The sequence below is a fragment of the Acinetobacter sp. Swhac1 genome, from assembly GCF_013390985.1.
Lineage (GTDB): Bacteria > Pseudomonadota > Gammaproteobacteria > Pseudomonadales > Moraxellaceae > Acinetobacter > Acinetobacter towneri.
In genome coordinates this window covers 122,965-136,450 of the sequence record NZ_JACASN010000004.1, presented here as the reverse complement: position 1 = coordinate 136,450, position 13,486 = coordinate 122,965, and the positions used below count along the sequence as shown (strand labels likewise).

The 13,486-nt window shown below is 41.4% G+C and carries 13 protein-coding genes; 1 reads left to right on the top strand and 12 read right to left on the bottom strand.

The window, feature by feature from the left end:
- Positions 1 to 46: 46 nt before the first annotated feature.
- The 12 genes from HX743_RS03380 to HX743_RS03325 all read right to left on the bottom strand — a co-directional run bounded on the left by HX743_RS03380 (position 47) and on the right by HX743_RS03325 (position 12,647).
- The gene (locus tag HX743_RS03380; protein ID WP_178318511.1) at positions 47 to 1,483 is read right to left on the bottom strand and encodes a M48 family metalloprotease; all 1,437 of its coding nucleotides are present in this window, start codon (positions 1,481 to 1,483) and stop codon (positions 47 to 49) included.
- A 105-nt stretch (positions 1,484 to 1,588) separates the two neighbouring features.
- Entirely contained in the window at positions 1,589 to 2,563 is a 975-nt protein-coding gene (locus HX743_RS03375; protein WP_104851813.1) for a D-glycerate dehydrogenase, read from the bottom strand.
- Positions 2,564 to 2,626: 63 nt separating this feature from the next.
- Positions 2,627 to 3,277, bottom strand: coding sequence for a hypothetical protein (locus tag HX743_RS03370; protein WP_004971470.1), 651 nt, complete (start codon positions 3,275 to 3,277; stop codon positions 2,627 to 2,629).
- A gap of 170 nt (positions 3,278 to 3,447) precedes the next feature.
- Complete coding sequence (locus HX743_RS03365) at positions 3,448 to 5,337, bottom strand: M48 family metalloprotease (protein ID WP_004971472.1); 1,890 nt, start codon at positions 5,335 to 5,337, stop codon at positions 3,448 to 3,450.
- 96 nt (positions 5,338 to 5,433) lie between these two features.
- Positions 5,434 to 6,972 (bottom strand): amidophosphoribosyltransferase, encoded by a 1,539-nt coding sequence (purF, locus tag HX743_RS03360; RefSeq protein ID WP_096902526.1) that lies wholly within the window; start codon positions 6,970 to 6,972, stop codon positions 5,434 to 5,436.
- A gap of 25 nt (positions 6,973 to 6,997) precedes the next feature.
- On the bottom strand, positions 6,998 to 7,579 hold the full coding sequence (locus HX743_RS03355; RefSeq protein WP_178318510.1) for a CvpA family protein: 582 nt from the start codon (positions 7,577 to 7,579) through the stop codon (positions 6,998 to 7,000).
- A gap of 3 nt (positions 7,580 to 7,582) precedes the next feature.
- A complete protein-coding gene (locus tag HX743_RS03350) occupies positions 7,583 to 8,584 on the bottom strand; it encodes a quinone-dependent dihydroorotate dehydrogenase (protein ID WP_004971477.1) in 1,002 nt (333 codons plus the stop codon).
- A gap of 111 nt (positions 8,585 to 8,695) precedes the next feature.
- On the bottom strand, positions 8,696 to 9,175 hold the full coding sequence (gene gspM, locus HX743_RS03345; RefSeq protein ID WP_178318509.1) for a type II secretion system protein GspM: 480 nt from the start codon (positions 9,173 to 9,175) through the stop codon (positions 8,696 to 8,698).
- Positions 9,175 to 10,314, bottom strand: coding sequence for a type II secretion system protein GspL (gene gspL / locus HX743_RS03340; RefSeq protein WP_178318508.1), 1,140 nt, complete (start codon positions 10,312 to 10,314; stop codon positions 9,175 to 9,177). The genes gspM and gspL overlap by 1 nt, the downstream gene beginning before the upstream one ends.
- A gap of 46 nt (positions 10,315 to 10,360) precedes the next feature.
- A complete protein-coding gene (locus tag HX743_RS03335; protein WP_004971483.1) occupies positions 10,361 to 10,816 on the bottom strand; it encodes a histidine phosphatase family protein in 456 nt (151 codons plus the stop codon).
- A 154-nt stretch (positions 10,817 to 10,970) separates the two neighbouring features.
- Positions 10,971 to 12,044 (bottom strand): NAD(P)H-dependent glycerol-3-phosphate dehydrogenase, encoded by a 1,074-nt coding sequence (locus HX743_RS03330; protein WP_178318507.1) that lies wholly within the window; start codon positions 12,042 to 12,044, stop codon positions 10,971 to 10,973.
- 27 nt (positions 12,045 to 12,071) lie between these two features.
- Positions 12,072 to 12,647 carry a nitroreductase gene (locus tag HX743_RS03325; protein WP_104851808.1) on the bottom strand — a complete coding sequence of 192 codons (576 nt, stop codon included), beginning with the start codon at positions 12,645 to 12,647 and terminating at the stop codon, positions 12,072 to 12,074.
- A 379-nt stretch (positions 12,648 to 13,026) separates the two neighbouring features.
- Between HX743_RS03325 and HX743_RS03320 the strand changes: the two genes are divergently transcribed.
- Positions 13,027 to 13,404: a hypothetical protein gene (locus HX743_RS03320; protein WP_178318506.1), complete on the top strand. Its 378-nt coding sequence runs from the start codon at positions 13,027 to 13,029 to the stop codon at positions 13,402 to 13,404.
- Positions 13,405 to 13,486 lie beyond the last annotated feature (82 nt).

The window sequence follows — 13,486 nt, the reverse complement described above, 5'->3', positions numbered from 1 at the left end:
TTAAACTCCTTTTCTTTATTGTTATGCCACCGTATGTACGCCCGACTTATATTTTTAACTGTCGTTCTCTTTGCATTTCAGTCACACGGTTTTTTATATTTGCCGACATCGCCTGATTGTCTTTGGCTAAACGCTGCGCGTGCAGTAATGATTTAATTGCCTCTTCTTCCCAACCTGACCAATACTGTACTTCTGCACGATACCGTAACACATTTACCGTGCGTAATGCAGAGCTTCGGTCTACATTTGCCGCTTGCTGCATTAAATTCCATGCCGATAAATCACGTGGATTTTTTTGCAAGAAATCCTTCAAAATACTTTCTGCTTGCGTAGTTTGATTTTGACGAATCAAAACCTCGGCCCATTTATAATTCAGCGCACGATTTTCAGGCATAATTCGCGCAGGTGAACCAATTGTTTTGAGCGCTAAATCAATTTTATTTTGCCCTAAATAAATGTCAGTTTGAATAAGTGTCAATAAATTATGTAAACGATTGTGACTTTTGGCCTGATCTATACTTTGTTGCGCCAAAACAAAATCGCCTTGCTGGCTATAAAAATAAGCCAAAGCCAAATTCGCCGCAAAATGGTTACGGGTTGCAAATGCTTTAAGCTGCTGTTCTGTCGCCTGCTGCGAAACCACCAAACTATATAACTTTAAAATCTCAAAGTCTTCATCACGCAGCGAGGTTGGCACTGGTGGCAATTGATTGGCACGTAAACGCGCCTCACTCATCCGCTCTGTGGTTAAGGGATGGGTAAACCAAAAGTCAGGTAAGAAGCTCACTCGACTCGTAGTACGGTGCATCACCTCAAAAAAATCTGCCATGCTTTGTGGGTTATAGCCTGCGCTATACATATATTGCATGCCAATACGGTCTGCTTCACGTTCCTGATTACGGCTATAAGTCAATTGCTGATCCATTAAAGCGGCTTGAGAACCCATCATCACCGCTGCGCCTGCATCACCATCGGCTTGTGAGGCAACCAATGCCCCAACCACAACCCCAGCGAGTGCCAACAAACCCTGTCCTTTAAATGCCTCTTGAGAGCGACTGTAATGACGTTGCGACACATGCGCAATTTCATGCGCCATCACGCCCGCAACTTCATCCATATTACGGGCAGAATTAATAAGACCTGTGTTTAACGCAAATAAACCACCCGGCACAGCAAAAGCATTAATTTGTGGATCATTGATAATGAGTAGCCCAATGGGTTGCCCCAATTGAGTTTGGCTGAGTAGATGCGAAAACGTATTGATTAATTGATCTTCCAGCCACGGGTTTTGCGTGACAGGCATTTTACGCTGCACTTCCCGATAGACTTTTTCACCAATACTGCGTTCTTTTTGCTGATCAATTAATCCCACACCACTGCCTATTTCAGGCACATTAAATTGTGGTGTGGTGGTTAGATTGGCACTTTGGGTTGTCGCAATACTGGCAAAACTCAAACCGCAGATCAGTAATAGATGTTTCAATGGATGATCTCAAATACATATTTTGCATAATGATTCACTATAACATTGAAAAATGAACGCATTTGCAATGATGTGTTATCAATTTTTACCAAATCATCTTTAACTTTAAGACGTATAACAAGCAGGATTAACAACATATTGCGGGCGACGTCCTTCCAGCGCATCAACTAAATTTTTATAGGCTAAGTTTGCCATTTGTCGACGAGTTGCTGCAGTTGCTGAACCAATGTGCGGCAAAGTCACGACATTATCTAACTCAAATAATGGTGATTCTTGCAGTGGTTCTTTGTCATAGACATCCAAAGCTGCGGCAAAAATTTTGCCTGCTTGTAAGGTCTGAATAAGTGCCTGCTCATCAATGACCGAACCACGCGAAATATTGACCAAAATTGCATGAGACGGCATTAAATCAAGTTCACGCTGACCAATTAAGGCTTTAGAGTCTGCATTTAAATCGACTGCCAGTACCACAAAATCAGACTGTTGCAGCAATTCATCCAGACTTAAATATTCTGCATTAAATGCCTTCGCCACTTCCATTTTTTCACGACGATTGTGGTACACCACATTCATATTAAAACCATGAAATGCTCGACGTGCGATAGCCGCACCAATATGCCCCAAACCTACAATACCAATGGTTTTACCATAAATATCCTGTCCAAACTGTGCTGCACCCACGGTACGTTTCCATTGCCCTTGTTTAGTCCACCGATCTAAATATGGCACTTGTCGTGCTGCACTCATCAATAAAGTAAAGGCTAAATCTGCTGTGGTTTCAGTCAAGACATGCGGTGTATGGCAAAGACTAATCTTTTGTTGGGTTAAATAATCTACATCATAGTTGTCGTAACCGACACTTACACTCGAAATCACTTTGAGTTTAGTCGCAGTATGCAAGTTGCTTTGATTAAGCAAGCGCCCTGCACCAATCATGCCATCCGCATCTTGCACATGCTCAAGCAACTGTTGATTCACGTCACCCAACTTCGGGCTGACCTGCACCACCTGATAATCTTGCTCTAGCTTACTTAAAATTTCTGCATCAATTTGACTAAACACTACCACTTTTTTACGCATGATTATCCCTGTTTCGTGTCTACAATAGCTTGTATATGTAGAGTTTTAAATATCTGAATTGACTTAGGCTTTAGGCTGTAACGATGTGATTTGTATCGCATCCCACAGACTTTTTTTCAACAGCGGTTGATCTAACATCTCTTGCAAGCTGGCTAAATGCAAACATTGTTCAGATTTAAAATGTGGTAATTGACCTAAAATCAGCATGTTTTTATCTGTGCTCAAGACATCAACAAAACCTTGCACATAATTTTCTACCCCGATGCCGTCTTGTAATACTTCTAAAGCAAAAGGCCATTGCAATACGTGATATTCGGCCTGTAGCGCATGTTGAATATTACGCCACAATTGTTGCTGTTCCTGACTCAAGGTAGTGCTTTCTACCAAAATGACACAATGTGGCAACTGCAAAGCTTCAATACTAAATGCTTCAATTTGCAGCATGACACGCGCTTCAGGAACAACTTCTGGCGCGGCCGCTTCAACTGTCGTATGTTGCGGAGATGGTTCTTGCTTAGGCTTTTCGTGAATAATCGGCTGTTGTTGTTTTAATTGTTGAGGTACTGCAGCAGGAACAATAATTTCGCTGTGTATTTCAGGTGCAGCTTGGTCGCGCCAAACCGATGATTGTGGCAAAGTTTGAGACACAGCCATTCTGGAAACCCAAATATCGATTCCCAAACTGGCTAAAATGTCACGCTGATGCCCCATCATGTTTATCATCACCTATCTAATTTTTCGCTGCACGTATTTATCACAGAACAACATGCAAGATAGCACCTATTCTACCTAGAAAGGCTGCACAATGCTGTGCTTTCTTTCACCCAATCTGACCTATTCGTATTTTTTCAAAATCTGCTTTAAACACACCTAGTCAATCAGTGTCACACAATCATCAAACTGTTTTGTTTTTGCATTTGCTCGACAATTTCTTCGGTTTTAAAACCTAAACGCCAATAGAGCAACTCCAAAACATCCAATTCATCTTGGGTGATAATACGGTCATTCCACAAACAAATTTCAGCAATGCCTAACACCATCAGTCGATCACGCAGCAGCAAACCTGCCATATCATTTAAAATTTCTGATAAATCAATCGGTTCATCTGAAATTTCTTCATAATCAATCAATTCATCTGCAGTTAAAACACGTTCTAAAATACGTTCACGTACATCTAACTGATTAACACTATTAATTTGCTGCACATGCAATAAAGCATCGATTAAACGTACAATTTGCGGTTTAACTTCGTGTAACGCTGCAGGTGTATGTAAAGGCAGTAAGTTTAATTCAAACTTGATTCGTTCAAGCAGCAAAGCATCTAACAAACCAATTTCACCATCTTCCTGAATGATTTTTGCCAATTTGGTTAAAAACTGCCGTGCGATACTCAGCGGCATACCACCAATATTTTTACATGCTTCATGGAAAATCGAGATATGTACTCGCCCATCCAAATGTAATAAAGCATCTACAATTGCACGACTCACTTCTGCTTCAGCAGGAATAAATTCACGATATTGGCGAATCATCAAAATAGCGACAATCACCTCACGCGAACCCGTTGCCGTTTGTAAGGCACGCTGAATTAGCTCTGGACGCGGCATGTTATTGCGAATTTCAGGCTTGAGTGGCTTAATTGCATCATTAATTGCAAAGCTAATCGGCGACAAGCGCAGCAAAGGCAAAGGTTGCGGCGAGCTCCACGGCGCATAATATTCAGCATTCATTTCTTCTAACGAGCGAAATAGGCTAAACAAAGGCTGATTGCGTAAACGCTTCAAATTTTCGAGTTGTAAGTCTTGCACCAAGGTTGGATCAAGCTCAAAAATACGGGCTTCAATACTTGGATGAATATTCATCCAGCTTTGCGGACTGAGCGAGTTAGCAAAGCACATGTGGGAAATCGATTCTGAATATTCACTATGAATTTGCGATCCCGCATGATGCACATAAATCCGCAGCAAAGTTTGAATATTGGCATTATTTTGAATCAAACGTTTGGTTTTTAAATCATTTTTAAAGGTACGTCCGCTTAGACTAATATATTTAATTAAGCGGGTAATCAACACTCCTAAACTGCCAAACAACCAAATACCACCACCTACAGCCACAAAAAAAGTCGCTAACTTATGTGGCGGCGCATCACGATGTTGTCCAAAACCAAGTTTGGCGATGCTACTGCCCCACTTACTAAACGTGGTTAGACTACTGTAGAGGATTTTAAGTTTAGTATTATCAATGGTTTCACCACTTAAAATATGGTTAAACTCATGGCTGAGCAATCCATAAAGCTCTTGCTCATCCAAGTTTTGCAAAGCGCCCCAAGTCAAAATAATCACAATGTCTTTATGACTAAAGCCTGCGGTTAAGGCATTCACCCCAATTTCATCGGGCAATACATATACAGTAGGCGCTGGGATTTGAAAGGTATCGGCCAATTGTTCGGTCAGTTTAAGTGCGGTACTTTCTTCTGGGGTACTTTCGAACTGGGTTAAACGACGCGCACCCAATTGTTTTGCCAAAGAATGACCACCTGAGCGAAAAACGTAAAATTCCAAAATGACGGATACTGTCATAATCAGCACCAAGACCGTAATCCAGTATGGGCTTAGACTGTGCCAATAGATGGATTGGCTTGAATCGACATAATAGACCAACAGACCCAAAACTGTGTTTAAGATAAACAGGGTCAAAGCGACTGCAACCAAACATAAAATTGCAGACCAAATCATATTTTTGTTTTTAATCAAGTAACTACTCACAGACCTCAATGTAAACATCCTGAATTACATTGTATTTGAGCCACCATCATAAATGAAAAAAGCGGGAATTTCCCGCTTTTCTCACTGAGCTGATCAGAAAAAAAATTAACTCTCTTTTACACCAGTTAAGTCTACTGACGCGGCATCAATATTGACATCAATATAACCATCTTTGCCTTTTTTAGCCAAGTCGTTGCGCTTTTGCTCAAGATCATTCAGATAAGCTTCGTCAATTCCGCCAGCTACATACACGCCATCAAATACTGAACAATCGAATTCAGTTAAATGCGGTACTTTATGGGTACGAACGGCTTGTTTTAAATCTTCTAAATCTTGGAAAATTAAACGGTCTGCACCAATAATTTCACGAATTTCTTCGACATTACGGTTAGACGCGATTAATTCATCTTTGGCTGGCATATCAATACCATACACGTTTGGATATTTCACCATTGGCGCTGCAGAAGCAAAGAATACTTTTTTCGCCCCAGCATCACGTGCCATTTGAATAATTTCGTTACAGGTCGTACCACGGACAATCGAGTCATCCACCAACAGTACATTTTTGCCTTTAAACTCAAGCTCTACAGGGTTCAGTTTTTGGCGCACTGATTTTTTACGCAATTGCTGACCTGGCATAATAAAGGTACGTCCGATATAGCGGTTTTTCATAAAACCTTCACGGAATTTAACCCCTAAAGTATTTGCCAATTCTAAAGCTGATGTACGTGATGTATCTGGAATTGGAATAACGACATCAATATCGTGTTGCTCGCCCCACTCTTGGGTAATTTTATGCGCCAGTTTTTCACCCATTTTCAAACGCGCTTTATACACTGAAATACCATCAATGGTCGCATCTGGACGAGCAAAATATACATACTCAAAAATACATGGGCGATATTCAGGTTTAGCGGCACATTGCTGGGTAAATAATTCACCTGCGTCATTAATAAAGATCGCTTCACCCGGCGCAATATCACGTTCAACTTTAAAGCCAAGTGCAGTAATTGCCACAGATTCTGATGCAATAATATATTCCATGCCCTGTTCAGTTTCACGTGAACCGTAAATCAATGGACGGATACCATTTGGATCACGGAAGCCAACCAAGCCTTGACCTGTAATCATAGCAACAACGCCATAAGCACCCTTACAACGCTCATGCACACGGCTGATCACATGAAAAATATCTTCTGAAGTTGGGTTTAATTTGCCACGTTTTTGCAATTCATGTGCAAATACGTTCAATAACACTTCTGAGTCAGAATCGGTGTTCATGTGACGTAAATCTGTTTTAAACAGATCTTCGTGAATTTCTTCGGCATTGGTCAAATTACCATTGTGTGCCAAAGTAATCCCGTACGGCGAGTTCACATAAAATGGCTGCGCTTCGGCACTGCTAGATGAACCTGCAGTTGGATAACGCACGTGCCCAATACCATAATTACCTTGCAACGCACGCATGTGACGCGTATGGAATACATCACGCACCATACCGTTATCTTTACGCAAGAACAAACGTCCATTGTGGCAAGTTACGATCCCAGCTGCATCCTGTCCACGATGTTGTAACATCGTTAATGCATCAAACAACATTTGGTTAACAGGTGATTTACCAGCTATACCAACAACTCCACACATAGCAACCTCGCAGACCAGCTAGGGATTAATAAAAAGGATTATTCGTTGAGCCATCTGCGCCAGAGCGGTTTTCTTTTGCGTCAGATGCGATGTCGGAAGATGGCGCGGCATCTTTCGACTTGATGTGCTGTAAAGCCTCATTGGCAGCGTCTTTGGAGAGTTCTGTTGCCCACGGTGCATACGGCAATAAAGTTTGCACAAATTTAGACTGTTTCCAATAAGGCGAGCTTTCGACCCAAGGACCAATGCCTTGAATGGTAATAAGAACAATGAGTAAGCCTTTCAAGGTACCAAATGCACCGCCTGCCAAACGATTTAATGGACCAAGTTTCAAGCTCTTTAAAACACCATTTAAAACAGCGGTTACAATCCAGGTCAGTACCACAATCACCAAGACAATAAATGCAAAGGCTGCAATTTTTTGTACCACAGGATCGCTACTGAGTGCTGTCATCGAAGGTGTTAGGACAACTGCATATTTTGCCGCAACAATTAGGGCAAAAATCCATCCTACCAAGTTCGCAAAGGCTTTAATAAATCCTTGTCGCAAACCGTTCAACCCTCCAATAAGCAAGAGAATCAGAATAACGATATCAATGGTATTCATAAGTTATAAGGCGTTCACACAATCTTGAACCAGCTCAGGACCTGCATAGATTAAACCACTATACACCTGAACCAAGCTTGCACCTGCATTTTTTTTGGCAACCGCTTGTTCGCCCGACAAAATGCCACCTACACCAATTAAAGGAATTTCACCTTTCAGTGCTGCTGAAAATGCTGCCAAACATGCAGTACTTTTTTCAAACACAGGCGCACCCGACAAACCACCTGCTTCATCGCCATGCGGCAAGTTTTCTACACCTTCGCGCGACAAAGTGGTATTGGTCACAATCAGACCATCAATTTTGAATTGCAATAATTGTTTGGCAATAAACTGAATATCTTCAGGGTCTAGATCTGGAGCAACTTTTAATACCAACGGCACATAATGTTGATGTTCTTCGGCTAACTCCAACTGACGCTGTTTGAGGGTTTGCAATAACTCAGTCAGCGCATCACCACTTTGCAAACTGCGCAAGTTTTTGGTATTGGGTGATGAAATGTTTACGGTGATATAAGAGGCATAGTTATAGACTTTTTCTAAACAAATCAGATAATCATCTACTGCATTTTCAACTGGCGTATCGGCATTTTTACCAATATTAATCCCTAAAATACCTTTAAATTTTGCCGCTTTGACGTTTTCAATCAGCTGATCGACCCCATCATTATTAAAACCCATACGGTTAATAATGGCTTTGGCCTGTGGAATACGGAATAAACGTGGATGCGGATTGCCCGCTTGAGGACGTGGCGTAATGGTGCCAATTTCAATAAACCCAAAGCCTAAACCAGCCAAGGCATCAATATATGCACCATTTTTGTCTAGACCTGCTGCCAAACCTACTGGATTAGGGAATTCAATTCCCATACAAGTCACAGGTTTCGCTACAGTCTTTTGACGCATCAAGCCCATTTTATGGCTCGATTTCAATAGTGATAGTGTCAGCTCATGTGCACGCTCTGGTGCTAAAGAAAATAACAACGGGCGGGCTAGAGAATACAACATATCTGCAAAAGTCTACTGCTTTCTAAGTCGCCATATTATAGGCTTAGCCCAGTCAAAACGCTATGCTTGACATGGGTTTATTTTCCGAGTTTCGGACTTTATTTTTAACCTTTACTGGACTGTCGCTGTTAATTTAATCTGCCCTGCTTCAGAAATTAATTCCATTTTTTCGATACTTAAACCCATTTGCGCCAATTGGGTTAAAAAATTTGCCAACACAGCATAATTGGCATGACTCGCTACAAGTTGCATCTTGTCACCACTTTGCTGCGAAGCAACCGATAAACCCTGTTGCTGAGCCACACGCTGAATTTTATCGGCTGCACTGAGTTGAGCATCATTAGCTGGTTTCATGGTGACTGCATGAGTTTGCATCACCACCACCAAATCTTTAAGATCATTCACCCGTTTTTGCTGTTTTTCGGCTGCGGCATGCATATACCACAATGCAGAACCCACCGCAGCAACGATCACAAAGATTGTGGTAAACACCACCAAAACACGCTCACGTGTATTTAAACGATCTAAATAATCTTGCACCAGTTCAATACGTTGATCGAACCAAGTCGACATTTTTTCAATGGCTTTCATTATTGTATTTTCACCAATCCTACTGCACCTGACGCGCTCGGCTGAATATTACCCAGCTCGACCTTAAAACCCTGCTGATTCAATTGCTGAGTGAGCGCTTGTAAGGTCGCTGCCGAGTTGGTATTCAATTCCATGTTCAACATATTGGCATCAAAACTCACACGATTGGCCACAATTTGATTTTGCATCAACACAGGGCCAACACGACTGAGCAATTGCAGCGCTTGAGTATCTGCATTTTTACTCATGCGTACCTGACTTTCAAACTGGCTTTGAATATTTTGTTCGGTAATACGACTATTTGCACCAAACCAATATTGATATTGTTCTATGGCTTGAACCGCTGTTTGATCTGCTACTTTTTTAAGTTTGCTCCAACGCAGTGCATCATAGCTAAACTGTACAATTAAAATCCCAAGAAATACTGCTGCACAGGCTTTCCAATAACCTGAAACACCCGTGTCTTGCTTGGATTTTGGCAGCATATTGAATGGATGCTGTTTGGCTTTCACTAATGCAGGTACTACATAATGAAAGCTTTCTAATTGTTCTTGTGTTGCAAATGCTTCAATACTTTGCATTTGTTCTGCACTAAAGTTGGTGATTTTATAGTTTCGTTCTGCAGTTTGATAATCTAGATAAAGTGCCAGATCATCAACTGAATAACCTAAAAATTCACTTTCACGTACCAACAAGCGTCCGCAAATATTTCCAATCACCGTTTGCCCTGGTTCAGGTTGCGGCAAAATTAAAAAATCAGGTAACAATGCACTGATTTTAACTGGCAACAAACTTAATACATGCAAATAGGTTTCAATACTATGCTTGGCAACTCCCAGCACGGTTATTTGCTCAGGTGGCTGAAAATGATGAACCACCTGCATCGCATCAATTGGCAATACGGTATATTCTTCTAATAAATACTTCACGCCATCTGCACCCAATTGTTTATATTGGGCTTTAGGCAAAGTTTGTTGCATGATTTGTACATCACGGCTTGGAAAAAACACCACAGCATCTTTCCCTTGAAAAGATTGCAATGCCTGAATCAAGGCATCAAGATTATCTGCCTGTGTCCAGTGTTCCCCATTTGACCATTGCCAAACCCCATTGGCTTCTGGCATCCATAAATACAGCATTATTATCGTTCTACCGTTGAATTGTATTTAACTTTATACATTTATTTTATGCGTTTGGAATAAAACTTTTGATTTGGGTTGAAAGTCCCGCAGCAATTACTGCCTGCTCATAAATACGTGCTTCTGCCAAATGATAGGGATGGAAAGATTCTGAAGTCAAAATTTCTGCCATGTGTGCCACCACATTCATGTGACACACCACCGCAATTGACTCATACGGCAATTGTGACAACCATTCCACCGCAACTTTTGCATCATCTTCAGGTTTAATGGTATTGCAGACCACCACAGGCACATCTTTAAAATATTGCTGCAAATGTGCCAAGGTTTCTTGTGCACGCAATAAAGGACTAACCACAAACACATCGGGCTGAATGATATTTTTTAAATAGTCTGCCGTTTCTTGTGCTTGTATATGACCACGCTCAGTCAATGGACGCTGATGATCATTGCCCATAATCGCAGGAGCGGCTTCACCATGACGAACAAGAGTCAGTTGCATAGAATTTCCTTATAGGATGATACACATTAAGTTGTGTCAATTTAACTCAAATTATGCGCTCAGTATAACCTGAGAATATGACAATTCAGTTCACCAAACTGTCATATTCCACGCAAGTTTTTACCTACTGTGGCGCAGTTTTATGGATGTAAAACTAAACTTGATGATGCGGCAAGACAAATTCCACATCACTGCGATGTCCATTTTTCATTAAAGACAGCGCAATGTTCATGGGTGGCGCACCTTCAAAAATCACTTCATAAAGCGCACAAGTAATTGGCATATACACATCTAATTCATTCGAGCGCGCCCGCACTTGTACAATGGTATTAATCCCTTCGGCTGTTTGCCCCAATTCTTCTGTGGCTTGTTCCAAAGTTTTGCCTTTGCCCAATGCATAACCCACTTGATAGTTACGACTCAATGGACTGCTACACGTTGCAAATAAGTCACCGACACCCGACAAACCCAAAAAGGTCAATGGATTTGCACCAAGCTTAACCGCAAAACGACTCATTTCTGCCAATGCACGGGTTAAAATCATACTCTTGGTATTTTCACCCACGTTATAAGCGGCTGCCATGCCCATCGCCACAGCATAAATATTTTTCAGCGCACCGCCTAATTCCACACCATTCACATCATCGCTGGCAAAAACACGGAATAACGCACTGTGTAAAGCTTGCTGCACCGCATAACGCACCAATTCAGAATGACTGGCAATAACCGTACCTGCAGGCTGCCCCGCCACAATTTCTTTGGCAAGGTTCGGGCCAGACAATACACCATACGGCACTTCTGGCAATTCTTCACGGATAATATCGCTCATAAAACTAAAGGTTTTGGCTTCAATACCCTTGGTTAAAGACACCACTGCTTGTGCGCTAATAAAAGGTTTAATTTGGCGCAACACATCACGGAAAGAGTGACTTGGAATAGCCACTAAAATAATGTCACGGTCACGAACTGCAGTTTCCAAATCTGAAACGGCTCTTAAACCCTGCTCCAACTGAAAATCTGGCAAATAACGTCGATTAATATGCGTTTCATTAATTTCTTTGGCAGTCGCTTCATCACGAATCCAAATCATCGTGTCGCAACCGTTACGCACAGCGGTGTTGGCCATTGCTGTACCAAAACTGCCACCACCCAATACTGTAATACGTAACGCAGTTTTTCGATCTACTGCAACAGGTTCAACCAAATCGGTAAAATTTAATTCTGACATTATTGTTATATCCTAAAAAATAAAGACTTATGCGTTCCAATAACGAACATAAGCTTGTGTATTCAACTCAGTGCGGGCAGGAATGGCTTTGGCTGCTGTTCCCACATAAATAATGCCTGAAATTAAATCATCTGCATTTAAGTTTAAAGCTTGTTTCAGCAAGTTTGACTCAACGACTGCACCACTGCGCCACATACTGGCAAAACCCTGCGCCTGCAAAGACAATAAAAAGTTCTGTACCGCAGCACCTGTACTTAAAGTCTGCTCAAAACATGGCACTTTTGGATGATCCTGAAATTGTGTTAACGCCAACACTAAAAGTGGCGCACGAAATGGATGCTGTTTCACTCGCTCCAACTGAACCGCATCGGTTTCGCCCATGTCTGCCAAGGCTTGAGAAAGTAACTCACCAAATGCTGCACGTTGCTCGGCAGTAATCACCACAAAGCGCGTAGGTTTTAAACGATGATGATCTGGTGCGGTTAAAGCTGCCTGAAAAGCCATTTCTAGCTGCTCAGTATTTGGTGCAGGTTCAACTAACTGCCCCGTAGACTGACGTTGATGAATATTTTGATGAACGATTTCTACCGCTGTATCCGTCATTGACTTATATAACTATTTCAAAAAGCTCGGTTAAGATTAGCATAAACTCAAAAAATTGCGCTATTTCCGTATGCTTATTTGCAAGATTCTGATTAGGGTCTATATGTCTGCACTTTTAAGATGAACCTGCTCAGCACATCTAAAAAATGATGCTTTGACGCATTCATCTATAGTTTGAGAGCATGAAAATACATTATGGATTGGGTTTGATGTGTATAAATGAATGACGAATTATCAACACAGCCTATACAGTGTCTACATCTAAAACCATCCAGATTATGTTCAACTAGATCAAATTGTTATTTTCAATCTCTACACATTTGAATTGAAATATCATCAACAAACAATACGCGCTACAGCGTTTAGCCCCGAGGTAGATATGAAAAAAATAGTCGCCTTTTCTAGCCTTGCCGTTTTTGCACTTTTAACCGCATGTGCCACCACGCCAAATAATTCTCTTGCCATTCAAAAAGAAAACAACCTATATGAAGTCACAGGTTTAGGTAAAAGTAATATTATTGCCAAAAATAATGCAATTACAGCTGCCAATAAAACCTGTGGTACGCGTGCCACTCCAGTCTTGGTTGATGAAAAAACATCTTATAACGGCGCACTCAAAGGTGTAGTCGATGAGCAAACGGGACAAATGATTCAGGCGGCAGCAACTGTTTTAGGTACAATTGCGGGACGTAATACTGATATTGCCCGTGATGATGATTATCAAACTGTGCTGACCTTTAGATGTCAGGCAAAGTAAATTATTACAGCACGACATAAGAAGCAAATACAAAAAAGTCGCTCCACTGAGAGCGACTTTTAAACTAAGAACAGCAGGATTT

Coding starts and splice junctions, on each gene's coding strand:
- HX743_RS03355 (WP_178318510.1), bottom strand. CDS start 7,579: ATGAATACCATTGATATCGTTATTCTGATTCTCTTGCTTATTGGAGGG.
- HX743_RS03335 (WP_004971483.1), bottom strand. CDS start 10,816: ATGCAACTGACTCTTGTTCGTCATGGTGAAGCCGCTCCTGCGATTATG.
- HX743_RS03350 (WP_004971477.1), bottom strand. CDS start 8,584: ATGTTGTATTCTCTAGCCCGCCCGTTGTTATTTTCTTTAGCACCAGAG.
- gspL (WP_178318508.1), bottom strand. CDS start 10,314: ATGCTGTATTTATGGATGCCAGAAGCCAATGGGGTTTGGCAATGGTCA.
- HX743_RS03375 (WP_104851813.1), bottom strand. CDS start 2,563: ATGCGTAAAAAAGTGGTAGTGTTTAGTCAAATTGATGCAGAAATTTTA.
- purF (WP_096902526.1), bottom strand. CDS start 6,972: ATGTGTGGAGTTGTTGGTATAGCTGGTAAATCACCTGTTAACCAAATG.
- gspM (WP_178318509.1), bottom strand. CDS start 9,175: ATGAAAGCCATTGAAAAAATGTCGACTTGGTTCGATCAACGTATTGAA.
- HX743_RS03370 (WP_004971470.1), bottom strand. CDS start 3,277: ATGATGGGGCATCAGCGTGACATTTTAGCCAGTTTGGGAATCGATATT.
- HX743_RS03325 (WP_104851808.1), bottom strand. CDS start 12,647: ATGACGGATACAGCGGTAGAAATCGTTCATCAAAATATTCATCAACGT.
- HX743_RS03320 (WP_178318506.1), top strand. CDS start 13,027: ATGAAAAAAATAGTCGCCTTTTCTAGCCTTGCCGTTTTTGCACTTTTA.
- HX743_RS03330 (WP_178318507.1), bottom strand. CDS start 12,044: ATGTCAGAATTAAATTTTACCGATTTGGTTGAACCTGTTGCAGTAGAT.